This is a genomic window from Micromonospora sp. SYSU B005, assembly GCF_055362685.1.
Genome location: NZ_JAXCFU010000007.1, coordinates 160,788 through 185,058, shown reverse-complemented (window position 1 = coordinate 185,058; position 24,271 = coordinate 160,788). Strand labels below are relative to the sequence as shown.

The window sequence follows — 24,271 nt, the reverse complement described above, 5'->3', positions numbered from 1 at the left end:
TCCCGGCCGCACGGCCGGCTGCTGGCGGGGAAATGTATCGGATCAGGAGGCGGCCGGCGCGGTCGGGTCGACGGTGTCGCGGTCGTGGTGGAGCACCTCGGCCAGCCCGGTCACCTGGAGCACCCGGGCGACCCGCCCGGTCGCCCCGGTGAGCCGCAGCCAGCCGCCGTCGGCGGCGACGATGTTGTCCCCCCGGACGAACGCCGCGATGCCGGTGGAGTCGCAGAACGTCAGGTCGGTGAGATCGAGCAGCAGCTCACGGTGCCCCTCGGCGATCAGCCGGTCGATCGCCGAGTTCAGCTCTCCGGCCGTGCCGAGGTCGAGCTCGCCGGCCAGCCGGAGGTGGGCGCCGCCCCCGTCCCGCTGGGCGTACGTGACGGTGAACGTCACCGTGGCCCCTCTCGCTCCCACCGCAGGCGAATCCTTGCAGTGGTGCAAGTATATGCGACGGCCGCCCCGCCGCCCCTCAGCGGCCCGCCGCCGACAACCCGCCCACCAGGACCCTCCCCCGGTCGAGGAAGGCGGCCGCGCGCGGGAAGTCGCGCAGCTGCTGTCCATAGTGCTCCAGCGTCAGCCCGACCGCGCCCGCCGGCACCCCGCGGCTGACCAGGATCTCCACCAGCCACTCGACGAACCCGGTGAACAGCGTCGCATCGTCCACGTAGAGCGCGGCGGCCAGGAAGTCCACGATGTAGCCGAGGTCGCTGATCGTGGAGTCGAGCTGCGTGGGCGTGTAGTCCGCGGTCGACGGCACCCGCTCCCGCAGATCGGCCAGGGCGCTGTCGATCAGCTCGCCGCGCCGCTTGACCAGGCTGGCGTACTCGTCGTCGGCCAGGTGGTCCAGCCGCGCGGGCGGCGTCTCGCGCAACACCCGCTCGTCGGCCACCAGGTCCGCCGCGGCCGGCGCGTCGGGCGCCCACGGCACGCCGAGGACGCGGGCCCAGCGGCCGTCGTCGCCGAAGCCCCGGCCACCGACCACCACCGGCACGTCGGAGCGGCGGCACGCCTCCACCATCCGGTGCGCGTGCGGCAGCCGCATCGGCAGCGCGCAGGCCAACGCCACCGCCTCCGCGTCGTAGCGGTGCAGGTAGGACACCAGATGCGCGGCCGGGACGCTGGCGCCGAGGAACACCACCTGCCAGCCGCGCAGCCGCAGCACCTCGGCCACCAGCCGGGCCGGCAGCGCGTGCCACTCGCCGTCCATGCAGGCCATCACGATCCGCCCGCGGGTCGGGCGGGGATCGGCGTACGCGGCCACCGCCGCCACCACCCGCTCGCTGATGTGGGTGGCGGCGTGCTCCTGGGCGACGCTCCACTCGTTGCGGGCCCAGCGTTCACCCACCTCGGCCTGGGCCGGTGCGACCAGGTCCAGCAGCACCCGCTCGGCCGGCACACCCGCTTCCAGCAGCCCCCGGGCCACCGCCACGGCGGCGGACTCGTCGGCGTCGGCCAGGCACTCCAGGTAGCGGGGGAAGGCCTGGCCCGGGTCGGCCTCGACGGTCGGCACGGTCACGCGGACAACTCCCTCGTCGGTTCGGTCACGGCCGGGTCCGGCACCGCGTGCAGGTGCCGCGGCACCCGCCCGGCCGGCCCGGTGGCGCGCAGCGCCAGCACCGCGATGTCGTCGTGGTCGCCGTGCGCGAGCCAGTCGCAGGTCACCTGCTCGACCCGCTCGGCGAGCGCCGGCGCGGGCATCCGGTGGCAGCCGGTCACCGCGTGGAGCAGCCGCTCGGGGCCGAACTGCTCGTCGCCGCGCCGGCCGCCGCGCGCCTCGGTCACCCCGTCGCTGTAGAACAGGCAGGTCTCCCCCGGCGCCAGTTGCACGGTCACCTCGCCGATGCGGGGATCGGGCACCACGCCGATCAGCATGCCGCGCAGCGGCACCACCTCGACCTCGCCGGACTCCCGCAGCACCAGCGGCGGCAGGTGCCCGCCGCCGGCCAGGGTCAGCGTCAGGCCGCCGTCGCGGTGCGGCCGGGCCACGCCGAGCACCAGGGTGGCGAACCGGCCCTGCCCGTGCGCCTGCGTGGTCTCCAGCAACGCGTCGTTGAGCAGCTTCAGCAGCCGCCCCGGCTGCGTCTCGACCCGGTGCAGCGCCTGCAGGCACTGGCGCAGCTGGCCGGTGAACACGGCCGCCTCCACGCCCTTGCCGGACACGTCACCGAGGAAGAAGACCGAGCCGCCGTCGGCGAGCCGGTGCGAGCCGTAGAAGTCACCGCCGATGCGCAGCCCGGCCTGCGCCGGCCGGTACGCGGTGCCCCACTGCACGCCCGTCGCGGCGGCCGGCTCGACCGGCAGCAGGCTGGCCTGCAACGTGTCGGCGACCTCGGCCTGGTCGCGGTAGAGCATGGCGGTGGTCAGCGCCGCACCGGCCCGGGCCGCGAACGCGCGGACCAGGTCCACGTCGGCCTCGTCGTACCAGCGGTCGGCGCGCCGGGCCACCAGCAGCGCGCCCGCGGGCGCCTCCCGGCCGGGCAGCGGCACCACCCGCGCGGTGGCGCCGGAGGTGTCCAGGCCGGGCAGCCAACCCGCGTCGGCGGCCTGCTCGACCAGCCAGTCCAGCTCGTGCGGCTCGGTGCCGGCCAGGCCGGCCTCGATCGCCGCGGGAAGCGCCGTGGCGGGCAGCACCCCGCTGTCCACCACCGGCGGCCGGTCGTCGGCGCGTACCGCCCGCCACCAGCGGGCCCGGCCGGAGCGGGGGGCGAGGACCAGGACCGCCACGTCGGCCGCCGTGGGCACGGCCAGGCGCACCACCGCGGCGGCGGCCCGGTCCGGGTGCAGCGGGTTGCCGAGCTTCTCGCCGACCACGGCGAGGAACGCCGAGCGGGCCCGCTCGGCCAGCAGCGCGTCGGCCCGGCTGACGATCTCGGTGACGTCGTCGACGTACCAGCAGCGCCGGCGGTGGGACAGTGCGACCGGGCGTACGCGCAGCCGCCGCCCGTGGTGGGTGAACTCGGCCGGCCCGTCGCCACGCAGCGGGGCCGGACCGGCGGCGGCCAGCAGCTCGCCGGGCGTCACCTCGGGGATCAGGCGCTCCGCGACCGGGCTCACGTGCTGGACGACACCGTCGGCGTCGCAGACGACCAGGCCCTCACGGAAGTGCTCGACCACCTCGGACCAGTTCGGGACGGTGAGGTCGCGGTCGGCGGCCAGCGGCGGCAGGGCGGACGGCGCGGGCGCGGCGGCGGACCACGCCGGAGCCCGTGCGGCGCTCGGCGTGGAGATCCGTCCGTCGCCCGGGTCGGCACCCCTGACGTCGGCAGCAGTCACCAGCTGAGCCCCACTCTCCTCGTCGACACCCGGGGGCGCCGGACCCGGCGCCTGTGGTCACGTCTCCCCGCCCACCCTACGCCGGTATGCCGGGACCGCCACCCCACGGCGCTGCCAGGCCCGCTCGCGCGTCCAGCGAGGTGATGCCGCTGTTGTTACGATCCTGTCATCCCGGTCCCGGCCGGCAGCCCCGCGGAAAGGCGTGACGTGGTTCCTCAACGGAGAAGGCCCGAGGCGAGCCCGCTGAGCATCTCCGTGGATCGTTCCGACCCGGCCGTTCCGGTGGTGGTCGTCGGCGGTGACCTGGCGTACGCCACGGCGACCCCGCTGCGCGCCGAGATCGACCGGCTGCTCGCCGCGCGTCCGGTGACGCTCGTGTTCGACTTCGGCGACCTGCAGTTCATGGACAGCACCGGCCTGTCCGTGATCGTGCACGCCTGGCGGGAGGGCCAGCACGCGGGCACCACCATCGAGCTGCGGTCGGTCCCCCGGTTCCTGGAGACCATCCTCGACCTGACCGGCGTCACCGGTCTGCTCGACCGCTCGCCGGTCGACGACGCGCCGGGCCTCGCCGCGCCGGGTTCGGCCGCGTCCGCGTGACCCCGGGGGTTTCCCGGCCGGGCCCGGCTGGGAACATGGGAACGTGCCCTCCCAGATGTTGACCATCGAGGTGGACCGGCTCGACGCCGGTTCCGCCCGGGTGCGGCTGGCCGGAGAGCTGGACTTCGACACCGCGCCGGAACTCGTCGACGCCGTGGCCGACCTGCGCCGCGACGGTCACCAGGAGCTGGAAATCGACTTCGCCGGGGTGAACCTCTGCGACTCCTCCGGCCTGAGCGCGCTCGTGGTGATCCACCGGGCCGGCACCGGGGCGATCCGCCTGTTCAACCTGAACCCGCAGATCAGGCACCTGCTGGACCGCACCGGCCTGGCCGAACTGCTGGCCGCCCCGCCGCGCGACCTGACCGGCGGCGTCCGCGAGGTCGGCTGACCCTGCCCGGTTCGACCCGTCGAGCGGCTGAGCGACGGGCGGACAGGGGTGGCCCCCGACCCTGGGACCAGGGGCCGGGGGCCGGGAGGATGGCTCAGGCGGCGGGCTCGGCCTGCCGGTGCCGCGTCTCGTCGCGCGACTGCCCCGCGAGCGGAGGCTCGACGTCCTCCGGCGCGCCGGAATCAGGCGTCTGGAACAGATAACGGACGAAGTCCCCACTCATGTCGTCGTCCGCGCCGGGCCACTGCCCGACACAGTCGACACCGACCACCTCGCGTCCGCTGCCGTCGTGGTGTTCCAGCAGCGCCCACAGGGTCACCGGGTAGGAGCGGGTGTCGTCCGGGCCGATGCGCCAACGGGCGTACCAGCCGGGACGGGCGGGGACGATCTCCACGATCCGTTTCATGTCGACCTGCCCTTCCGCGTGCGTCGGAAGTTGTCCGGTCCGTCCGAGCCTGCCGCCCGCCGGGGTGAGCGCTCCTCACCCGCAGCGAGTGAAGCGTCCGCCCCGGCGGTCCGCCGTTACCTTCCCGGCAGCGCCGGGAACGCGGTCGGCGCAAGCGCAACCGACCCAGGAACGAGGTGCGACGATGCGCAAGCAGATGGAGGGCGACAACCAGCGCCGCCGGGCCCTGGCCCGCGAGGCCCGCGAACGAGGGCTGCGGCCGAGCCAGACCGGCGCCAGCCTGAGCGCGTCCAAGCAGGTCACCTCGCTGGACCAGCACGACCGGTCCGGCCCGCCGCCGGCCGGACGGCACAAGCCGGACACCACCCGGGGTGGTCCCGCGCCGCCGCCGGTCGCCGTCGCGGAGCAGCAGCGCCCGCTGCCGGACCCGACGCCGTCACCCGGGGTCTCGATGGCTTACCGGGATCTCGTCGACGACGTGAGCCGGCGCGCCGGGGTGGACTTCACCACGGCCAAGGTCGCGGCGGAGGGCACCGTGCTGGCCCTGGCCCAGGCACTGGACGAGGCGGCACGGGAGCGGCTGCTGGAGGCGGTGCCGCTGACCCTGCACGACGTGGTGCCGGTGTACGGCATGGAGCCCCGCCGCGACCTGCCCGGCTTCCTGGCCGAGGTCGGCCGGTACAGCCGCCTCACCCCGGAGCAGGCCCGCTACCAGGCCGAGGCGACGCTCGCCGCGCTCGCCGAGGCCGACGCGGAACTGGTCGAGTCGCTGCGCGTACCCGACGAGTTGCGTGACCTGCTCGGGCCGACCGACTTCGGCGGCGGCCTGGTGGGCGCGTCCTCGGCCACCGCGCCGCTGACCGAGGCGGAGCTGCGCGACGCGCTCGCGACGCTGCCCTACTGGTCCAGCGACAGGCGCTCGCTCGTGCGCACGATCGAGCTGCCCGGCGGCAACCTGGACCGGGTCCTCGACCGGCTGGACCGGCTCAAGTCCGACGTCGGACGGTCGCCGCAGATCGGGCGTCCGGACCCGGACAACGCCGTGCTGACGGTTCGGACCCAGCAGGTCGACGGCGTGACGGCGGCGGACGTGGACCTCGCGCACCGGGTGGACGCGGCGGTCGACGAGGCCGGCGCCGGGATGGCGGCCGGCTGACCCGGCGGCGGAGCGGCCCCGGTCCCACGCGGGCCGGGGCCGCCCGCGACCGCGCGGTACCGTGTCCCGCCGTGGATCACGACGACACCGAGACCCTGGAGATCGTGGTGGACCCGGCCCGCCCGTCCGGGCGCACGCTGCTGGCCGACGGGGTCGAGCAGTCGTACGTGGACGTGGCCGACGCCCGGTACCTGCACTTCGAGTACGTGCGGCGGATCGCCGCCGCGATCGACCTCGCCGCACCGCGCGGCACGGCGCTGACCGCCCTGCACCTCGGCGGCGGCGCGCTCACCCTGCCGCGCTGGCTCGCGAGCACCCGGCCCGGTTCCGCCCAGCGGGTGATCGAGCGCGATCCGGGGGTGGTCGAGCTGGTCCGGCGGAAGCTGCCGCGGCTGCCGCCGGAGGTGGTGGTCGCGCTCGGCGACGCCCGGGAGGCGGTCGCCGAGGAGCCGTCCGGGGCGTACGACGTGGTGGTGGCCGACGTGTACCGGGCGGCCCGGATGCCGCCGCACGTGGCGGCGCTCGAGTTCGCGGCCCAGGCCGCCCGGGTGCTGCGCCCGGACGGCCTCTATCTGATCAACCTGACCGACCTGCCGCCGCTGGCGCACACCCGGGCGCAGGTGGCCACGCTGCGCGCGGTCTTCGCCGACGTGTGCCTGGTCGCCGACCGGCGGATGCTGCGCGGGCGCCGGTACGGCAACGTGGTGCTGGCCGCCTCGCCCGCCGCCGGGCGGCTGCCGGTGGTTCGGCTCGCCACCCGCGTCGCCGCCGACCCGGTGCCCGGGATCGTGCTGCACGCCGCGACGCTCGACGCGTTCGCCGCCGGCGCCCTCCCGGTCACCGACGCCGACCTGGGCTGAGCGTTTCCGCACCGGCGACGCGGGTAGCCGCGCCGGATGAGCGCCGCCTCGGACCGGTCCACCGCGCGCCGGACGCTGATCGTGATCGGTCTGGTCCTCGCCACCGTGGTCGGACTGGCGCTTGTCTGGGCCACCCGGCGGGTGCTGGTGTGGGGGCTGGTGGCGGTGTTCTTCGCGGTCGCCCTCAAACCGCTCGTGGACCGTCTCGAACGCCGGGTACACCGGCGTGCGCTCGCCACGCTGCTGGTGTTCCTGGCCGCGTTCGCGCTGTTCGCCGCCGTCGGCGCGCTGATCGTGGTGCCGCTGGTGGACGAGGTGGGCCGGTTCGCCGACCGGGCGCCGGACCTCGTACGCGAGGCGCAGGCCGGGCAGGGGCCGCTCGGGCGGCTGCTGGACCGCTTCCACCTGCTCCGGTACGCCGAACCCGGGCAGCTGCGCCGGTACGGCGCCCGGCTCGGCGACCCGACCGTAGGGGTGGTCCGCAGCGTGGCCCAGGCGGTCGCCGCGCTGGTCACCGTGGTGGTGCTGGCGTACCTGATGGTCCTGGAGGCGCCGAAGATCGTGGCCGCCACGCTGCGGCTCACCGGCGACGGCGCGGCGGCGCGGTTGCGGCGCATCGGGCGTGACTCGTCCCGGATCGTCACCGGCTACCTGAGCGGCAACCTGCTGATCAGCGTGATCTGCGGCGGTCTGACGTTCGTCGTCCTGTTCCTGCTCGGTGTGCCGTTCGCCGCGGTGATCGCGCTGACGGTCGCCGTGTTCGACCTGATCCCGCTCGTCGGCGCCACGCTCGGCGCGCTCGCCGCGGCCGGCGCGGCGTTCCTGCACTCCCCCACCGCCGGCCTCGTGGTGCTTGTCTTCTTCGTGGTCTACCAGCAGGTGGAGAACCACCTGTTGCAACCGGTCATCATGGGCCGCGCGGTGCGACTGAACCCGTTGACGGTGCTGGTCAGCGTGCTGCTGTCGGTCGAGCTGGCCGGGCTGGTGGGGGCGCTGCTGGCGATCCCGGCCGCCGGCATCGTGCAGGTGCTGCTGCGCGAGTTCGCGCCGGCCGGGCGGCAGGCGCTGCCCCAGCCCGCCGACGGCGATCCGGCGGGTCCGCCCGACACGGGCCCGGCCGACGTGGGAGAGCCGGAACGGCCGCCGGCCGGCGGGTGAGGGCCGGCCGGCGGGTGAGGGCCGGCCGGCGGGTGAGGGCGCGGTTCAGCGGCGGCGGGCCAGCTCCGGTGACTCGCTCTCCAGCGGCACCGCGTTCGCCGGGACCAGTCCGAGCTGCACGGCGGGCCGGGGCAGCGTCGCGTCGAGCGCCCAGTCCGCCGCGACCCGGGGACGGTTACCGGGCATGGCGAGCAGGTGGTAGCCACGGGTGACGGCCTTCGCGGGCAGCCCTGCGAGCGGCACCTTCAGCGGGTTCGCCGCCGCGTCCTTGCCGCCCAGGTCGACCACCCAGCCCAGGTCGTGGTGCTTGTACGACTTGCGCACGCCCTGCCCGTAGGACGCGGCGATGTTGTGCGCGGCCAGCTTGCCCTGCCGCTGGGCGTGCTGCGCGGTCATCGCGCACACCTGCCCCGGGCGGGTCGGGTCGGGCACCGCGGCGGCGTCGCCGCAGGCGAACACCTCCGGGTAGCCGGGGACGTTGAGGAACTCGTCGACCACGAGCCGGCCCTTCTCGGTGCGCAGCCCCAGTTCGGCCACGAACGGGTCGGGGCGTACGCCGACGCACCAGATGAGGCTGCACGTCGGGACGTACTCGCCGTCGGTGAGCATCACCCCGTCCGGGGTGGCCTCGGCGACCGAGGTGCCCATCCGCACGTCCACGCCGCGTTTGCGCAGCACCCGGTCGGCGGTGACCGACATCCGCCGGTCCAGTTCGGGCAGCACCCGGGGCGCCACGTCCAGCAGCATCCAGCGCGGCCGGACCTTCAGGTGCGGGCGCTGGGCCATCAGCCGGTCGGTGAACAGCTGCCCGTGCGCGGCCACCTCGGTGCCGGTGTAGCCGGCGCCGACCACCACGAACGTGGCGCGGGCCCGCTGCTCGGCCGGGTCCTCGGTCAGCTCGGCCAGCTCGACCTGCCGGACCACGTGGTCGTGCAGGAACAGCGCCTCGGGCAGGCCGCGGAAGCCGTGGGCGTACTCGGTGACACCGGGGATCGGCAGCAGCTTGTTGACGCTGCCGACGCTGAGCACGAGGCGGTCGTACGCGAGCTGCCCGTGGTCGCCCTCGATCGAGCGGTAGCCGACCCACCGGTTCTGCAGGTCGACCCGGTCCGCCTCGCCGACCACCACGCGGACGCCGTCGAGCGTGCCGGCGAGCGGCACGGCGATCCGGGTCGGCTCCACCACGCCGGCCGCCACCTCGGGCAGCAGCGGCAGGTAGAGGAAGTAGTCGGTCGTGTTCAGCAGGACGATCTCGGCCCGGTCGCGGGCCAGCCGGCGCAACGTCTTGGCCGCGTGGTACCCGGCGAACCCGGCCCCCACGATCACCACCCGTGGTTTCGTCATGCCTGCTGCCGTTCCCGGGCAGACCTGCGACAAACGTGCCATGATCCATCCATCGGCGGCTATATGGACATTCCTCGTGATCGGCGCGAGGATGCCGGGATGGGAAACCACGAGACCGCCGAGGGTCGGCCCACGAGGTCCAGCCGGCGTACCTTCCTCACCGCCTCCGCCGCGGCCACCGCCGCCGCCGTCGCCACCCCGCTCACCGCCGCCCCGGCCGCCGCCGCGACCGGCGCGCCCCCGGGCCCGGGCCGTCCGGCCCGGGCGCAGCGGCCCGGCCGCGAGCTGACCGCGCTGCTGCGCGAGATCGACAGTCGCCGGATCGAGGCCGTCGTGCGCCGGCTCGCCGCGTTCGGCACCCGCCACACCCTGTCCAGCCAGACCGATCCGGTACGCGGCATCGGCGCCGCCCGCGACTGGATCCACGCCCAGCTCTCCGGGTACGCGGCCGCGTCCGGCGGCCGGATGAGCGTCGAACTGCAGTCGTACGTGCAGCAGCCCGCCTCCCGCATCCCCGTCCCCACCACCATCACCAACGTGGTGGCGACAGTGCGCGGCGACGTCACGCCCGAGCGGGTGTACGTCATCACCGGCCACTACGACTCCCGGGCCACCGACGTGATGGACGCGGTCAGCGACGCACCCGGCGCCGACGACGACGCCTCCGGCGTGGCGGTGGTGATGGAGCTGGCCCGGGTGCTGTCGACCCGCCGCACCGAGGCGACCATCGTGCTCGCCGCCGTCGCCGCCGAGGAGCAGGGACTGTACGGCTCGGCGTACCTGGCCGCGCAGCTGAAGGCAGCCGGCGCCGACGTGCAGGCGATGTTCAGCAACGACATCGTCGGCAGCAGCACCGCCGACGACGGCACCCGCGACCCGCGTACCGTGCGGTTGTTCGCCGAGGGCGTGCCGACCGCCGAGACCCCGGCCGAGGCGAGCGTGCGGCAGTCCGTCGGCGGCGAGAACGACTCGCCGTCGCGGCAGCTCGCCCGGTTCGTCACCGACGCGGCCGAGAACTCCGCCACCGGCATGGACGTACGCGTCATCTACCGGCGGGACCGCTACCTGCGCGGCAGCGACCACATCTCGTTCCTGCGCGAGGGGTGGCCGGCCGGCCGGTTCACCGAGCCCAACGAGGACTTCGCGCACCAGCACCAGGACGTGCGGGTCGTCGACGGGCTGCAGTACGGCGACCTGCCCGAGTTCTGCGACTTCGGCTACACCACCCGGGTGGCCCGGGTGAACGCCGCGACGCTGTGGTCGCTGGCCCAGGCGCCCGGTACACCCAAGGGCGTCACAGTGGTGACCACGAACCTGACGAACGACACCACGCTGCGGTGGCAGCGCGGGCCCGAGCCGGACCTGGCCGGGTACGAGGTGGTGTGGCGGGAGACCACCGCCGACCAGTGGCAGAAGGTGCTGCCGGTCGGCGACGTCACCGAGGTGACCATCGACCTGTCCAAGGACAACGTGTTCTTCGGCGTACGGGCGGTGGACCGGGACGGGCACCGCAGCCCGGTCGCCTTCCCGAAGCCCGGCAGCTGAGGCCGGCCGGTCACCGCCCCGGCGCCGGGTCCACCCGGTCCGGGGCGGTGATCGCCCAGCGTTCGTGGTCGCGCCACGCGCCGTCGATGAACAGGTAGTCCGGGGAGAACCCCTCCAGCCGGAAGCCGAGCCGGCGCGCCAGCCGCTTCGACGGCTCGTTGCCGGGCTGGATGTTCGCCTCCAGCCGGTGCAGACCGAGCGGCCCGAACGCGTACTCGATCACCAGCCGCACCCCGGCCGAGGCGTGCCCGGTGCCCGCGTACGGGCGGAACGCCGCGTATCCGAGGTAACCGCCGCGCAGCGCGCCCAGCACGATGCCGCTGATGTTCGCGTATCCGGCGATCTCCCCGGTGGCCCGGTCGCAGAGCAGGAACCCGGAGCTGTCCCGCCCCCGGATCTTGCGCAGGTACGCCGCGTAGCGCTGCGCGTCGTCGGGCGCGGAGAGCCACGGATGATGCAGGTCGCGGCTGCGCCGGGCGGCGGCGACGAACTCCGCCTCGTCGGCCGGGCGGGGACGGCGGATGGCGACGCGTCCGTCACTGCGCAGATATCGCACAGCGCCACTCTGCGCCACCGCGTCCACCCCACCCCACCCGGGGTGCACTCTCCCTCTCCCTCTCCCTCTCCCACTCCCACCGCGCACCCCAAGCCCTTCGCAGATCTTGGTAGGAAACGGCCCCTATGAGGGCCCTTTCGTACCAAGATCTCTCCCGGCTCCCATCATGTGGCCTGCCGATCTCATTGTGCGGAAGGAACGCTCCCCAGCCCCGCAGCCGGCATCCGACACTCACGCGATCTTGCACTTGATGCCCGCGAGATGCCCGCTTTGCATGGGTTTCAGCGGGGACCAAGATGCAAGATCGCGCGGTGATGCAGTCCGCCCGGGCGACGACGTGACGGGTTTGGTGAGCTGTGTCCGGTTCGGGGCGGGGGCGTGGCTGTGGTCGGTGCCATCGTCAGCGTGGAATCGGTGGCGGGCGCGGGGCGTTGTACATGGCTGAGCCCCGCGGCACCGGAACCGAGCGCCGAACATCGGCCCGCCCGGCACCCACGGCAGGTCAGGGAATCGGCCCGGCCCGGTCGTCGTTACATCCCTGAGCGACGGGCACCCCGCCGTCCCCGGGAATGACCCCGGCCCGCACGTCGTTACACCCCCGAGCCGCGGAGCAGGCCCCCCGGCCGCCCGCGCTGCTACAGCCCTCTTCCGACGGGCACCCCCCAAGACTTCCCCCTTCTCGCGGCATCCCCTATCGCCGCGGTTTTCCCCCAACCAGGGAGGCAACCATCATGGCTACCACTCTGCTGCGCAAGACCGTTCTGACCGCTGCCGGTATCGCCGCCACCGCCGGAGGCATCGCCGGCCCCGCGATCGCCGCCCACGCCGCCCCCACCACCAGCACCAGCGTGGTGGCGGACCGCAAGGGCCACGGCGAGCGGGAACTCGACGTGCGCTACGAAGCCCAGCCCAACTTCTACTTCTGCGGCCCCGCCGCCGCCCGCAACGCCCTGTCCGTGCAGGGCAAGAACATCGACGTGCACGCCATGGCCAAGGAGATGGGCACCACCGAGGCCGGCACCAACAGCATCAACGACATCACCCCCGTGCTGAACAAGGAGACCGGCGCGAAGGACGCCTACAAGTCCGTCGAGATCAGCACCCCCAAGGCCGACGACAAGCAGACCGACAAGCTTCGCGCCGACGTCGTCAAGACCGTCGACGCCGGCCGGGCCGTGGTGGCCAACATCGCCGGCACCGCCACCGACACCGACGGCACCACCCACTCCTTCGAAGGCGGCCACTACATCAGTGTCATCGGCTACCGCGACGACGGCAAGACCGTCACCATCGCCGACAGCGCCGACCCGAACACCGCCACCTACCGCATGAGCATCGACAACCTCGCCGACTGGATCGCCACCCGCGGCTACAGCACCAGCTAAGCAACACCGCCGCACATATGGCTGCAGAGCAATAGCGACAGCACGCACACCGGAAGGGCCCGACCCCCACCACGGGGTCGGGCCCTTCCGCACGTGTCCAACGGCTGCCTTCCGGTCACCTCGCCGTCACGCCGGTGTCGTCACCCGGACGGCTCGCTCCACCACGCTGGGTCGCGCCGGATCGTCCGGGCGACCCAGAAGGAGCAGCCGTGGCAGCCGAGGAGGCGACGCACCGCCCACCGACCACGCACCGCCCACCCGCGACGAGCTGCCCCGACGTGAGCGTGGTCGTGCCGGTCTACAACACGCTGCGGTACCTGCGGTCCTGCCTCGAGTCGGTGCTGCGGCAGACGATCGGCCCGGACCGGATGGAGATCGTGGCGGTGGACGACGGGTCCACCGACGGCAGCGGCCGCCTGCTGGACCGGTACGCCGCCAAGCATCCCGGCACGGTACGGGTGGTCCACCAGGCCAACTCCGGTGGCCCGGCGACGCCCTGCAACCGGGGACTGGACCTGGCCACCGGCCGGTACGTCTTCTTCCTCGGCTCGGACGACCGGCTCGGCCCGGAGGCCCTGGAACGTCTGGTCGCCGCCGCCGACCGGTACGGCTCGGACGTGGTGCTCGGCAAGGTGGTCGGCGTCAACGGCCGGCACGTCTTCTCCGACGTGTTCGCCGGCGGCAACGCGGTCGACGTGAGCCTGTTCGACTCGGCGCTGCCCTGGTCGCTGGCGAACACGAAGCTGTTCCGGCGCGACCTCGTGGACCGGCTCGGGCTGCGGTTCCCGGAGGACATGCCGGTGCTCAGCGACCAGCCGTTCACGCTCGCCGCCTGCTACCACGCCCGGCGGATCTCGGTGCTCGCCGACTACGACTACTACCACGCGGTACGCCGGCTGGACGCCCGCAACATCACCTACCACAGCCGGGTGGAGCAGCGCCTGGTCAGCGTGGAGCGGCTGTTCGCGTACGTGGCCGAGCTGATCCCCGCCGGGGAGCGCCGGGACGCGGTGCTGCGCCGCCACGCCGGGCTGGAACTGGCGAACCTGGTCGGCGACGACTTCCGGCACCTGGACCGGGCCGCGCAGGAGCGGGTGCACGCCACGGTGGCGCGGCTGGTACGGCGGCACGTCACCGACCGCCTGCGGGACCGGCTCGACATCGAGGCCCGGCTGCGCCTGGGCGCGGTGACCGCGGGCGGGGTGGACGACCTGCTGGCGGTCATCGAGCAGGACAACGGCCGGGGCGTGCCGGCGACGGTGTTCGCCGGTGACCGCTGGCACGCGGGCTACCCGGGCGCACCGGCCCGGTGGACCGACGTCACCGACGTACGCGCCCACTGGCTGGCGCGGCTGGACACCGTCGACGTGAGCTGGGTCGACGGGCACACGCTGACGGTGACCACGCGCAGCCCGTACCCCCGGTTCGCCACGGAGGCCGGGCCGGTGCGGATGCTGGCCGGTCCGGTCGTGGGCGCCACCCGGATGGACGCCGGTGATCCGACCGGCCGCACCCTGCGCACGGACTTCGCGCTGGACCGGCTCCTGGCCGCCAGCGCCGCCAGCGGTCAGCGCCATCCGGTACGCACCGAGGTGGACGGCGGTCACGGGCGCGGCGGGGCCGCGGTGCGCGCGCCTCGGCTCGCCGCCCGGCGGCCCCGGCTGCTACGGCACGGCGCCCGGCTGTACGGGGTGGCGGCGACCGTCGACCCGCGCAACGGTCAGCTCGTGCTCTCCGTGGTGCCGGTGACTGTGGGTCAGCTCGTCGGGCGGCTGCGCCGGCGCGGCAGGCGCGGACCGGTAACGGCGCAGACGTCAGGACGCGGCCCCGCCACGGCGCAGACGTCAGGGCGCGGCGCGGAAACCCTGCTCGGCCGGCATGGGCACCTGGAGGTAGGTGGTGCCGCGCAGGTCCAGCCAGGCCCGCTGCGGCGCGCGGACCAGCCGCACCATCACCCCGGAGCAGGCAGGGCAGCGCCCGACCAGGCCCGGGGCGTGCGAGTAGACGTGTAGCCCGGCCATCGGGCCGGTCGTCCCGCAGGTGTCGCAGCGCCCGGTGGTGGCGCTCAGGTCGACCGCGAACAACTCGCGCAGCGGCCCGTCGAGCATGTTGCCATCCACGTAGGACAAGTCGGTCATACGCCCTCCTCGGGTCTCAGCCGGTCGGGCCGAACCGTTCGGTCCGCACGCGCCGGGTCGGGTGACCCAGCCCCACCAGCAGGTCGGCCACGGTCTCCACGAATCCGGTGGGGCCGCACACGTAGCACAGCGGCTCCAGGTCGGGCGGCCAGCCGTGGCTGTTCACGTCGGCCAGACCGATCCGGTGCGGCTCGCCGCGCCAGCCCTCGGGCGCGGACCGGGTGTAGACGTACGCGACGTCCAGGCCCTGGTCGTCGCGGGCGCGGCGGCGCAGCTCGTCGGCGTAGATGACGTCGTCCGGGGTGCGCACCGAGTAGACGAGCCGGAACGGTGTGCGGCTGCCCGCCGCGCGGCGCGCGCGGATCATCGCCATCAGCGGCACCACGCCGGATCCGCCGCCGACCAGCAGCACCGGCGCGGTGTCGTCGCTACGCCAGACGAACCAGCCGCCGACCGGGCCGCGGACCTCCACCGGGTCGCCCTCGGCGTAGGTGTCGGTCAGGTACGGCGACACCTCACCGTCGGGCACCCGCTGCACCGTCACCTCGATCCGCTCGCCGTCGGCGGGGCCGGCCAGCGAGTACGACCGGGCGGCCTGGTAGCCGTCCTCGGCGGTGAGGCGCAGGTCGACGTGCTGCCCGGGCAGGTGCCCGGGCCAGCCGGGCACGTCCAGCACCAGCGTCTGCGCGGTGGGTGTCTCGATCCGCCGCTCGACCAGCCGGGCGACCCGCCACATCAGCGGCGCGACGCGGCGGCCCTGCGCCTGCGCCGTCACCTCAGTCGCCCTGGTAGCGCTGCTCGCGCCACGGGTCGCCGTAGTCGTGGTAGCCGGCGGTCTCCCAGAAGCCGGGCCGGTCGTCGGCGAGCAGCCGGATGCCGTGCACCCACTTCGCCGACTTCCACAGGTACAGGTGCGGTACGAGCAGCCGCGCCGGTCCGCCGTGTTCGGCCGGCAGCGGCCCCCCGTCGTACGTGTGCACCACCCACGCCCGTCCGCCGCGCAGGTCGTCCAGCGGCAGGTTGGTGGTGTAGCCGCCGTACGAGTGCGCGAGCGCGTACCGGGCCTCGGTGTCGACGCCGTCGAGCAGCGTGTCCAGGGAGACGCCCTGCCAGGTGGTGCCGAGCTTGGACCAGCGGGTGACGCAGTGCAGGTCCACCGTCGGGGTGTCCTGCGGCAGGCCCATCATCTCGTCCCAGGACCAGCGGTACTCCGCGCCGGCCTCGCTGGTCAGCACGAACTCCCAGGTGTCCAGCGGCACGCGTGGCGTCGGGCCGGCCGAGAGCACCGGGAAGTCCTCGGTGAGGTACTGCCCCGGCGGCAGGTCGGGCGCGGACGTACGGGGCCGGCCCTGGAAGCCGGGCGAGACGATTCCCACCCGTCAGTCGTACCACCGCCGCTCCCGCCGGGGCAGGGGTTCCCACCGAGTCAGGCGGAACCTCCGCCCTGCACCTCGTGCACGACGGTGCGCTTGCCGTCGCCGCTGTTGCGGGTGGCCCGCAGGCTGGTGATGGTGACGATCACCAGGACGCCGATGATCACGCCGAGCGAGGCGAGCGTGGGGATCTCCGGTACGCCCTTCCAGATGCCGTGCGCCCAGTGCAGGCCGAGCTTGACGCCGATGAACGCCAGGATGGCGGCCAGGCCGTAGCTGAGGTGCACGAGGCGGCTGAGCGCGGCGTGCAGCACGAAGTACAGCGCCCGCAGCCCCAGCAGCGCGAACGCGTTGGTGGCGAAGACCAGGTACGGGTCCTCGGTGATGCCGTAGACGGCGGGCACCGAGTCGACGGCGAACACGATGTCCGTGGCCAGCACGGCGACCACGACCAGCGCGAACGGGGTGAGCGCCCGCCGGCCCGCCTGCCGGATGGTCATCCGGGTGCCGTGGTAGTCGTCGACCACCGGCATGATCTTGCGGAGCAGCCGGACCGACCGCATCTTGTTGATGTCGACCTCCTGCTCGTGCCCGGAGAGGGCGTCGCGCAGGAGCTTGACCGCGGTGGCGATCAGGATGAGCGCGAACAGTAGGAAGGCGAAGTCGAGCGTCTGAAGCGCGGCGGCGCCGAGCGCGATGAACACGCCGCGCAGCACCAGGGCGCCGGCGATGCCGTAGAGCAGCACCCGCTGGGCGAGCACGGCGGGCACCGCGAACGCGGCCAGCAGCAGCATGAAGACGAACAGGTTGTCGACCGAGAGGGACTTCTCGACCAGGTAACCGGTGAGGTACTCGACGCCCTGCTGGCTGCCGTACCGGGACCAGATCCAGGCGCCGAAGGCCAGCGGCAGGGCGATGTAGAAGGCCGACCAGCCCAGCGCCTCACGGATCGAGACCTCGTGCGGCTTCTTGGTGACCAGGAAGTCGAGCACCAGCAAAACGAGCACACCGACGATCGTCACGGCCCACAGCGTGGGCGTGCCGACAGACGACAACCCGGCCGCGGCCAGGGGCGACAATTCGGGCATGGAGCCTCCTCGAACACCGTGTCATGTTCGAGGTCTCCTTCACCCACGTTTTCGTGGGCAACCACCCGGGGCTCGCCTCGGCGGCTCGCCGTACTGACCGGAATGATTCGTGGGAAGTACTCCCCTCGCCTGCACAAGGCTAGGTCACCGCCGGACCGGACGCCAAGTCGGGACACGCATGATTGCCCTGGTCAACCACTGGGCGCCGGCGGAGGGCGTGGCGCCGGGTCACACCTGCCCCTATGGTGACGCGGGTGACCAACCAGGGACCACTGACCGGCGTACGGGTGATCGAGCTGGCCGGGATCGGCCCCGGTCCGTTCGCGGCGATGATGCTTGCCGACCTCGGCGCCGACGTGGTGCGCGTCGACCGGGCCGGCGGGGGCGGGTTCGGCGCCTTCCCCGGCGACCTGCTGAACCGCAACCGCCGCTCGATCGCCGTCGACCTGAAGCAGCCCGCGGGGCGTGACCTGGTGCTCGACCTGGTCGCGGGCGCGGACGCGCTGGTGGAGGGTTTCCGGCCCGGGGTGACCGAACGGCTCGGCCTCGGCCCGGACGCCTGCCTCGCCGCCAACCCCCGCCTGGTGTACGGGCGGATGACCGGCTGGGGACAGGACGGGCCGCTGGCGCAGCGCGCCGGGCACGACATCGACTACCTGGCGCTGACCGGCGCGCTGCACGGCGTGGGCCGCGCCGGGGAACGCCCGGTGCCGCCGATGAACCTGCTCGGCGACTACGGCGGCGGGGGCATGATGCTCGCACTCGGCGTGGTCGCGGCGCTGTACGCGGTGCGCGGCGGCGCGCCCGGCCAGGTGGTCGACGCGGCCATCGTGGACGGCGTGTCGGTGCTCGCCACCCAGATCCACGCACTGCGCGGCATCGGTCTGTGGCAGGACCCGCGCGGGGTGAACCTGCTCGACGGCGGCGCGCCGTTCTACGACACGTACGAGTGCGCCGACGGGCGTTACGTCGCGGTGGGTGCGCTGGAGCCGCAGTTCTACGCCGAACTGGTCCGGCTCACCGGTTTCCCGCTCGACGGCGACGACGCGCCGGACCGGGACGATCCGGCGAACTGGCCGGCGCTGCGGGCGGCCTGGGCGCGGCTGTTCCGCACCCGTACCCGCGACGAGTGGACGGAGCTGCTGACCGGCACGGACGCCTGCGTGGCACCGGTGCTCGACTGGGCCGAGGCGCCGCAGCACCCGCACCTGCGGGCACGGGAGGTCTTCGTGGCGCCGGACGGCGTCACCCAGCCCGCTCCCGCGCCGCGCTTCTCGGCCACCCCGACGTCGGTCCGGCGGCCGCCGCCGTCGCCGGGCGAGCACACCGACGAGGTGCTGGCCGGCGCCGGGATCGACGCCGGCCGGATCGCCGCGCTGCGCGACGCCGGTGTGATCGGCTGACCGGCCGCCGGTTCAGCGGCGCGCGGCGGCCGGGGCGAGGGCCGGTTCCACCATGTCCCGGTAGTCGCGGGGGAACTGCACCACGACGTCCTGGAACTCCCCGCCCCGGATCGCCTCGCGCAGCGTGACGAACACCGCACGTACGGCGTCCCGGGCGGTGTTCTCGTCGCAGTCCGCCCGGCGGGCGACCCGGGCGGCGAACTCGGCCGCGCCGAACCGTTCGGCAGCCTCGTCGCGCGGATAGGGCCGGAGCAGCCCCTGCAGTGGCTTGGGTAGCTGCGCGGCGAGGTCCAGCACCTCGCCGCCGGTCAGCCGCTCGGCGAGCGTCTCCAGCGTGGCCCCGGTGAGTGCGGCGGCCCGGTCCTCGCTCGTGCCGGTGAGCCGGGCGACCCGGCTCACGAAGGTCAGGTAGTGCATCCGTGGTACCCCCTTCGGTGCGCCCACCGCGGCTACCCGCGACGGCGCGCCGGAAACGGCGCCGGCCACCGGCGCGCGGCGACTGCGGGTTTTCCGCGCCTACGGGCGTGAGGGGCGGCGCGACGGGTAACCGCCGCCCGGTCATGACCCCGACTACTGCCACGAGGAGCCCGACCCATGGCGAGTTACACGGATGTCCTTGAGTACCTGTCCGCGCTTGACTACCCGGCCGGCAAGGACGACGTCATCCGCGAGGCGGAACGGGAGGGCGCGCCGCCGGACGTGTTGCGGGCGCTGCGGGCGCTGCCCCCGGTGGACTACGCCAACGGCACCGAGGTGGCCCGCTCGGCCGGCATCGACGCGGCGCCCGAGGTGAGCCCGTCGCAGCGCGCGGCGCAGGCCCGGGTCGACCACCCGCGCGTGTCGCAGCACCTGCGCGGCATCTGAGCACTGCGGCGGGCCGGCGGGCGACACGGCCGCCGGCCTCCGCGCGTGCGGAGAAGGGCCGGTGTACGACTGTCGCGCGTGGGCGCTCCCCTGTGGACGCGCCCCGGACAGGCGAGCGCCCCGGGTCACGAACCGCGACCTGGGGCGCCACGCAGCACCTGTCCTGCGCGGTTCACGCCCGAACCGGGTCGCGACCGCGCAGCGGTGAGATGTTCGCCCGAACCGGGCGGGCATCGCTGCCACGATCATCATACGACGCGACATCAGCCGAACGGGTGAGAATCGCGGAAGTGTGTCCGGGCGCACGCGTGCGCTCAGGCGGTCACCTCCGCGTACCGCCGTTCCAGGTCCACTCGCGCCAGCGCTCCGACCAGCCACGACAGTTGCTCCGACTCCCCGCTGCCGGTGAGTCCGGCGAGGTCGCGCGCGGTACGGCCCAGCCCGAGCCGCCGGGCCGCCGCGAGCGCCCGCCGGTCGGCCACCGGCGCCGCCTCACGCCACAGCGCCTGCGCCTCGCGCAGGAACAGGTCGCACACCTCGTCGTCCACTCCGGGCAGCGCGGTCAGCAGCCGCCGTTCCTCGCCCGGATCCTGGTGCGCGGTGGTCCGCAGCCGGCGCAGGTCGCCCCGGTACGTCTCGACGATCGTGCGGGCCAGGTCGCCGAGGGTGTCGGCGATCGCGGGCAGGTCACCGCGCAGCCCGGCGGCGCGCAGCACGCGTACCCGGTCCTCGTGGCGGGAGCGGGCCATCCGGGCCGCGGTGTCCCAGCCCGCGTCGCGCAGCGCGCCGGCCGCGTCGACGGCGCGGTGGAAGTCGCCCCGGCGGGCCAGCAGGACGGCCAGGTACAGCACCTGGAACAACTGGGCCGGGTTGTTCGTCACCCGGAACCCGAAGCACTCGGCGAACCCGCGGCCGTCTCCGGCGAGCCGGCGGGCGAGCCGCTTCTTGTCCGCGACGTCGCGCGGGACGGTGGTTGTCGGCATGCCGCCGACTACCCCGGCGGCGGCGCGGCATTCGGGTACGACGGTCAGCCGCGGACGTCGCCGCCGCGATCACGGGCCTTGAGCCGGGTGGTGGGCAGCGCGGGCGCGGGCAGCGGCGGCGCCGCGTCGTCGGCGACCACGCCGAAGCGGCGGCCGGCCATCCAGTCCTCCCGGGCGGCCACCACCTCCTCGTGCGAGCGGCCGACGAAGTTCCACCACATCACCAGCGGCTCCTCGAACGGGGTGCCGCCGAGCAGCAGCAGCCGGGTGCCCGGCTCGGCGCGCAGTGTCAGCGCGTCCCGCCCGAGGCCCAGGTAGAGCAGCGCGCCGGGGGCCAGTGCCGTGCCGTCGCACTCGGCGGCGCCGGACATGGCCAGCAGCCCGTACTCGAAGTCCGGACGCAGCGGCAGCGTGGCCGGAGCCGGCCCGCGGACCTCGATCTGCGCGCCGACCAGCGGGGTGTGCACGACGGCGGGCGAGCGTTCCCCGCCGAGGTCGCCGACGAGCAGCGTGACGTCCAGCTCTCCGTCGCGGAACCGGGGCAGGTCGGCGTGGTGGGCGAAGTCCGGGTCACCGGCGCGGGCCGGGTCGGGCAGCGCCACCCACAGCTGCACGCCGTGCATCAGGGGCGGGTGGACCAGCGGGGAGCGCTCGGAGTGGGCGATGCCCCGCCCGGAGGTCATCACGTTGAGCTGGCCCGGGCGGATGGGCTGGACGTTGCCGAGGCTGTCGCGGTGCAGGATCTCCCCGTCGAGCAGCCAGGTGACGGTCTGGAGCCCGGTGTGCGGATGCGGCGGCACCTCCATGCCGGGCCGGTCGGCCACGTCGTCGGGCCCGAAGTGGTCGACGAAGCACCAGGCGCCGACCATCCGGCGCTGCCGCTGCGGCAGCAGCCGGCGCACAGTGGTGTAGCGGCCGAGCGGGACGTCGTGGCCGGGCAGCAGCACGCTGCCCGGGTCGGTCGGGCCGACGCCCGGTGGGAGCGTCTGCGCGGGCAGGGATTCGGTGCGGTCCACCGCCCGACTCTACGCTCACTCCGCGGTGACGCTCACCGCGTTCGCGCCCCCGACCAGGTCGAGGTAGAGCCGGTCGGCGGCCCGGTCCCAGCCCGGCGAGCTGACCAGGTCACCGGCGGCGATCCCGCCGCGCCGCTCGTCGTACAGGGTCAGGGAGCCGGCGCCGGAGGCCACCCGCACCCGGGCCGGCGGCCCGCCGGGCACGGTGACTGTGAGTTCGCTGACCCCGCCGGTCATCCGGACGGTGAGCGAGCCGTCGAGCCGGGGCAGCAGCAGCCGGGTACGCGACGCGCCGCCGACCAGGTCGACCCCGGCGAGCCGGGTCTCACCCAGGTCGAGGCGCTGCTCGCTGACGCCGCCGATCAGCCGCAGCCGCCAGGTGACCCGGGAGTTGAGCACCACCTCGACGGCGGACGGGCCGGGGCGGCCGTTCTCCTCCACCCGCAGCCGGACCCGGTCGCCCACGAGCTGCGGGCGTGGGGTCACACCCGAGCCGTCCGGCGCGCCGATCCGGTAGAGGTCGTCGCCGAGGTCGGCGGCCCGCAACGTGAACCGGGTCAGCCCGTCGACCAGTTCGAACTGTGCGCGCTGCCGGTCGCCGCGGGGTGCGGCGAGCGTCTCGGCGCCGGCCACCTCGGCGGCGCCCGCCGCGCCGGAGCCGCCGTTCCCGGTGACCGGTGACGCCGGCGCGCCGCCGGAGAAGACCACGCCGAGGCGGGCCGGGTTGGACAGCGTCACCGCCACCGCCACCGCGCCGAGCACCACCACGAGCACCGCCGCCGCCGCGAGCAGCCGGGCTCCGCCGGACCAGCGGGGCCGGGCCAGGCCGGGGTCGTCCTCGGATGCGGTCATGGTCGTCCCCTCTCGCCGGTCCCCATCGGGTCATACGTCCGTGTCGGCGTCCCGGTTCATTCCCCCTCCGGTCCGTTCCCGCACCTTGCCGGCGCAGGCGGCCAGCACGGCCTGCGCGTCCAGGCCGAGGCTCTCGATCGCGACGAGCGCGGTGAACGCCACGTCGGCGAGTTCGGCGGCGACCTCCTCGCGGGTGTGCGTCACCCCCTTGCGCGGGTTCTGCCCGAGCAGCCCTATCCAGGCCGCCGCGACCTCGCCGGCCTCCTCGCCGATCTTGAGGATGCGACAGGTCAGTTCGGTGTCGCCGCGGCCGTTCGCGGCGTCGAGCCAGGCGCGCGCGTCCCGCGCCGTCGTCCAGATGGTGGCGTCCACGCCGACCAGTGAACCCCACCCCGCGCACCGTTCGTATCCTGGGGCGACGCAGGCCAGGGGGCCCGCGTCCCAGGCGAGAGGAGGTGCCCGTGATGCCGGAGACCGTCGAGTCGGTGTTCGCCGGCGTGGTCGCCCGGAACCCGGGAGAGCCCGAGTTCCACCAGGCGGTCCGCGAGGTGCTGGAGAGCATCGGTCCGGCCCTGGCCCGGCATCCGGAGTACGCCGAGGTGGTCGAACGCGTCTGCGAGCCGGAACGGCAGGTCATCTTCCGCGTGCCGTGGGAGGACGACCGGGGCCGGGTACGGGTCAACCGCGGCTTCCGGGTGGAGTTCAACAGCGCGCTCGGCCCGTTCAAGGGCGGTCTGCGGTTCCACCCGTCGGTCTACCTGGGCATCGTGAAGTTCCTCGGGTTCGAGCAGATCTTCAAGAACGCGCTGACCGGGCTGTCCATCGGTGGCGGCAAGGGCGGCGCGGACTTCGACCCGAAGGGCCGCTCCGACCGCGAGGTGATGCGGTTCTGCCAGAGCTTCATGACCGAGCTGTACCGGCACATCGGCCCGCAGACCGACGTGCCGGCCGGTGACATCGGGGTGGGCGGCCGGGAGATCGGCTACCTGTTCGGGCAGTACAAGCGGATCACCAACCGGTACGACGCGGGAGTGCTCACCGGCAAGGGCCTGGCGTACGGGGGCGCGCAGGTGCGCCGGGAGGCGACCGGGTACGGGGCGGTGTTCTTCGCCGACGAGATGCTCCGCCAGGCCGGGGACAGCCTGGAGGGCAAGCGGGTGGTGGTGTCCGGCTCCGGCAACGTGGCCATCTATGCGATCGAGAAGGTGCACCAGCTCGGCGGCACGGTGGTGGCGTGCTCGGACTCCGGCGGCTACGTGGTCGACGAGAAGGGCATCGACCTGGCGTTGCTGCGCGAGCTTAAGGAGCAGCGCCGGGGCCGGCTGGCCGAGTACGCGGAGCACGCGCGCAACGCCGTGGCGGTCGCTGACCGCAACGTGTGGGAGGTGCCCTGCGACCTGGCGCTGCCCTGCGCCACGCAGAACGAGATCGGCGGCGCGGAGGCGGCCGCGCTGGTCGCCGGCGGCTGCGTCGCGGTGGTGGAGGGGGCGAACATGCCCACCACGCCGGAGGCGGTGCGGATCCTCGGCCGGGCCGGGGTGCGGTTCGCCCCGGGTAAGGCCGCAAACGCCGGCGGCGTGGCGGTGAGCGGGCTGGAGATGCAGCAGAACGCCAGCCGCGACACGTGGACGTTCGGCGAGTCGGAGCAGCGGCTGCGCGAGATCATGCGGGACGTGCACGACAGGTGCTGGGCGACCGCCGAGGAGTTCGGCCTGCCCGGCGACTACGTGGCCGGGGCGAACATCCAGGGGTTCCGGCGGGTGGCCGAGGCGATGCTGGCGCACGGCCTGGTGTGAGCGGGCGGCGGGACGGACGCTGACGGCGTGGTCAGTCAGTCATTGACAGCCCTCGACGCCCGGCCTAGGTTCAGGACGCTACCGGCC

General features: G+C 74.3%; 25 protein-coding genes and 1 pseudogene. 11 read left to right on the top strand and 15 right to left on the bottom strand.

Annotated elements, in window-relative coordinates:
• Window positions 1-42: 42 nt before the first annotated feature.
• From SM452_RS18105 to SM452_RS18095, 3 genes are all read right to left on the bottom strand, one after another.
• A complete protein-coding gene (locus SM452_RS18105; RefSeq protein ID WP_262015516.1) occupies window positions 43-390 on the bottom strand; it encodes an STAS domain-containing protein in 348 nt (115 codons plus the stop codon).
• 76 nt (window positions 391-466) lie between these two features.
• Complete coding sequence (locus tag SM452_RS18100; protein ID WP_355510562.1) at window positions 467-1,513, bottom strand: cobalamin B12-binding domain-containing protein; 1,047 nt, start codon at window positions 1,511-1,513, stop codon at window positions 467-469.
• Window positions 1,510-3,270: a PP2C family protein-serine/threonine phosphatase gene (locus SM452_RS18095; RefSeq protein ID WP_463840346.1), complete on the bottom strand. Its 1,761-nt coding sequence runs from the start codon at window positions 3,268-3,270 to the stop codon at window positions 1,510-1,512. Before SM452_RS18095 ends, SM452_RS18100 begins: the two co-directional genes overlap by 4 nt.
• 255 nt (window positions 3,271-3,525) lie before the next feature.
• On the opposite strand from SM452_RS18095, the gene SM452_RS18090 reads away from it, so the two are divergent.
• Together SM452_RS18090 and SM452_RS18085 are read left to right on the top strand one after the other, a co-directional pair.
• On the top strand, window positions 3,526-3,870 hold the full coding sequence (locus SM452_RS18090) for an STAS domain-containing protein (RefSeq protein WP_194801685.1): 345 nt from the start codon (window positions 3,526-3,528) through the stop codon (window positions 3,868-3,870).
• A gap of 43 nt (window positions 3,871-3,913) precedes the next feature.
• A complete protein-coding gene (locus tag SM452_RS18085) occupies window positions 3,914-4,261 on the top strand; it encodes an STAS domain-containing protein (protein ID WP_262015513.1) in 348 nt (115 codons plus the stop codon).
• A gap of 94 nt (window positions 4,262-4,355) precedes the next feature.
• Here SM452_RS18085 and SM452_RS18080 read toward each other — a convergent pair whose 3' ends face one another.
• Window positions 4,356-4,667 (bottom strand): hypothetical protein, encoded by a 312-nt coding sequence (locus SM452_RS18080; protein WP_355510567.1) that lies wholly within the window; start codon window positions 4,665-4,667, stop codon window positions 4,356-4,358.
• Between the two features lie 184 nt (window positions 4,668-4,851).
• Here SM452_RS18080 and SM452_RS18075 point away from each other — a divergent pair, with 184 nt between their 5' ends.
• The 3 genes from SM452_RS18075 (at window position 4,852) to SM452_RS18065 (ending at window position 7,841) form a co-directional block, all read left to right on the top strand.
• A complete protein-coding gene (locus SM452_RS18075; protein WP_355510570.1) occupies window positions 4,852-5,823 on the top strand; it encodes a DUF2267 domain-containing protein in 972 nt (323 codons plus the stop codon).
• 71 nt (window positions 5,824-5,894) lie between these two features.
• Complete coding sequence (locus SM452_RS18070) at window positions 5,895-6,683, top strand: spermidine synthase (RefSeq protein WP_463840345.1); 789 nt, start codon at window positions 5,895-5,897, stop codon at window positions 6,681-6,683.
• A gap of 36 nt (window positions 6,684-6,719) precedes the next feature.
• Window positions 6,720-7,841, top strand: a complete 1,122-nt coding sequence (locus tag SM452_RS18065; RefSeq protein WP_463840344.1) for an AI-2E family transporter — start codon at window positions 6,720-6,722, stop codon at window positions 7,839-7,841.
• A 45-nt stretch (window positions 7,842-7,886) separates the two neighbouring features.
• Here the strand turns inward: SM452_RS18065 and SM452_RS18060 are convergent, their stop codons facing one another.
• Window positions 7,887-9,185: an NAD(P)/FAD-dependent oxidoreductase gene (locus tag SM452_RS18060; protein ID WP_135239858.1), complete on the bottom strand. Its 1,299-nt coding sequence runs from the start codon at window positions 9,183-9,185 to the stop codon at window positions 7,887-7,889.
• A 99-nt stretch (window positions 9,186-9,284) separates the two neighbouring features.
• Here SM452_RS18060 and SM452_RS18055 point away from each other — a divergent pair, with 99 nt between their 5' ends.
• Window positions 9,285-10,730 (top strand): M20/M25/M40 family metallo-hydrolase, encoded by a 1,446-nt coding sequence (locus SM452_RS18055; RefSeq protein WP_463840343.1) that lies wholly within the window; start codon window positions 9,285-9,287, stop codon window positions 10,728-10,730.
• A 10-nt stretch (window positions 10,731-10,740) separates the two neighbouring features.
• Here the strand turns inward: SM452_RS18055 and SM452_RS18050 are convergent, their stop codons facing one another.
• On the bottom strand, window positions 10,741-11,286 hold the full coding sequence (locus tag SM452_RS18050) for a GNAT family N-acetyltransferase (RefSeq protein WP_463840342.1): 546 nt from the start codon (window positions 11,284-11,286) through the stop codon (window positions 10,741-10,743).
• A 731-nt stretch (window positions 11,287-12,017) separates the two neighbouring features.
• On the opposite strand from SM452_RS18050, the gene SM452_RS18045 reads away from it, so the two are divergent.
• Both SM452_RS18045 and SM452_RS18040 read left to right on the top strand, forming a co-directional pair.
• Window positions 12,018-12,671, top strand: coding sequence for a C39 family peptidase (locus SM452_RS18045; protein ID WP_463840341.1), 654 nt, complete (start codon window positions 12,018-12,020; stop codon window positions 12,669-12,671).
• Between the two features lie 209 nt (window positions 12,672-12,880).
• Window positions 12,881-14,683: a glycosyltransferase family 2 protein gene (locus tag SM452_RS18040; protein WP_463840340.1), complete on the top strand. Its 1,803-nt coding sequence runs from the start codon at window positions 12,881-12,883 to the stop codon at window positions 14,681-14,683.
• On the opposite strand, the pseudogene SM452_RS18035 reads toward SM452_RS18040, so the two are convergent.
• The 4 genes and pseudogenes from SM452_RS18035 to SM452_RS18020 form a co-directional block, all read right to left on the bottom strand.
• Window positions 14,609-14,779, bottom strand: a pseudogene (locus SM452_RS18035) (DUF6510 family protein); the annotation flags it as partial. The gene SM452_RS18040 and the pseudogene SM452_RS18035 overlap by 75 nt on opposite strands.
• Before the next feature lie 46 nt (window positions 14,780-14,825).
• A complete protein-coding gene (locus SM452_RS18030) occupies window positions 14,826-15,545 on the bottom strand; it encodes a ferredoxin reductase (protein ID WP_262015500.1) in 720 nt (239 codons plus the stop codon).
• Window positions 15,546-15,585: 40 nt separating this feature from the next.
• On the bottom strand, window positions 15,586-16,185 hold the full coding sequence (locus tag SM452_RS18025; protein ID WP_114920245.1) for a sulfite oxidase-like oxidoreductase: 600 nt from the start codon (window positions 16,183-16,185) through the stop codon (window positions 15,586-15,588).
• A 50-nt stretch (window positions 16,186-16,235) separates the two neighbouring features.
• The gene (locus tag SM452_RS18020; RefSeq protein ID WP_463840339.1) at window positions 16,236-17,270 is read right to left on the bottom strand and encodes a TerC/Alx family metal homeostasis membrane protein; all 1,035 of its coding nucleotides are present in this window, start codon (window positions 17,268-17,270) and stop codon (window positions 16,236-16,238) included.
• Between the two features lie 242 nt (window positions 17,271-17,512).
• On the opposite strand from SM452_RS18020, the gene SM452_RS18015 reads away from it, so the two are divergent.
• A complete protein-coding gene (locus tag SM452_RS18015; protein WP_355509303.1) occupies window positions 17,513-18,673 on the top strand; it encodes a CaiB/BaiF CoA transferase family protein in 1,161 nt (386 codons plus the stop codon).
• A gap of 12 nt (window positions 18,674-18,685) precedes the next feature.
• Here the strand turns inward: SM452_RS18015 and SM452_RS18010 are convergent, their stop codons facing one another.
• Window positions 18,686-19,090 (bottom strand): DUF2267 domain-containing protein, encoded by a 405-nt coding sequence (locus tag SM452_RS18010; protein ID WP_262015412.1) that lies wholly within the window; start codon window positions 19,088-19,090, stop codon window positions 18,686-18,688.
• 177 nt (window positions 19,091-19,267) lie between these two features.
• Between SM452_RS18010 and SM452_RS18005 the strand changes: the two genes are divergently transcribed.
• Complete coding sequence (locus SM452_RS18005) at window positions 19,268-19,537, top strand: DUF2795 domain-containing protein (protein ID WP_091427162.1); 270 nt, start codon at window positions 19,268-19,270, stop codon at window positions 19,535-19,537.
• 314 nt (window positions 19,538-19,851) lie between these two features.
• Here the strand turns inward: SM452_RS18005 and SM452_RS18000 are convergent, their stop codons facing one another.
• Genes SM452_RS18000 through SM452_RS17985 form a run of 4 tightly spaced genes read right to left on the bottom strand, consistent with a single transcriptional unit; the run spans window position 19,852 to window position 22,760 of the window.
• Complete coding sequence (locus tag SM452_RS18000; RefSeq protein WP_355509305.1) at window positions 19,852-20,520, bottom strand: hypothetical protein; 669 nt, start codon at window positions 20,518-20,520, stop codon at window positions 19,852-19,854.
• A gap of 44 nt (window positions 20,521-20,564) precedes the next feature.
• On the bottom strand, window positions 20,565-21,536 hold the full coding sequence (locus tag SM452_RS17995; RefSeq protein ID WP_355509309.1) for a pirin family protein: 972 nt from the start codon (window positions 21,534-21,536) through the stop codon (window positions 20,565-20,567).
• A 15-nt stretch (window positions 21,537-21,551) separates the two neighbouring features.
• Complete coding sequence (locus tag SM452_RS17990) at window positions 21,552-22,388, bottom strand: hypothetical protein (RefSeq protein ID WP_355509311.1); 837 nt, start codon at window positions 22,386-22,388, stop codon at window positions 21,552-21,554.
• A 30-nt stretch (window positions 22,389-22,418) separates the two neighbouring features.
• Window positions 22,419-22,760, bottom strand: a complete 342-nt coding sequence (locus tag SM452_RS17985) for a MazG-like family protein (protein WP_355509313.1) — start codon at window positions 22,758-22,760, stop codon at window positions 22,419-22,421.
• 92 nt (window positions 22,761-22,852) lie between these two features.
• Between SM452_RS17985 and gdhA the strand changes: the two genes are divergently transcribed.
• Window positions 22,853-24,184 (top strand): NADP-specific glutamate dehydrogenase, encoded by a 1,332-nt coding sequence (gene gdhA / locus SM452_RS17980; protein ID WP_262015417.1) that lies wholly within the window; start codon window positions 22,853-22,855, stop codon window positions 24,182-24,184.
• Window positions 24,185-24,271 lie beyond the last annotated feature (87 nt).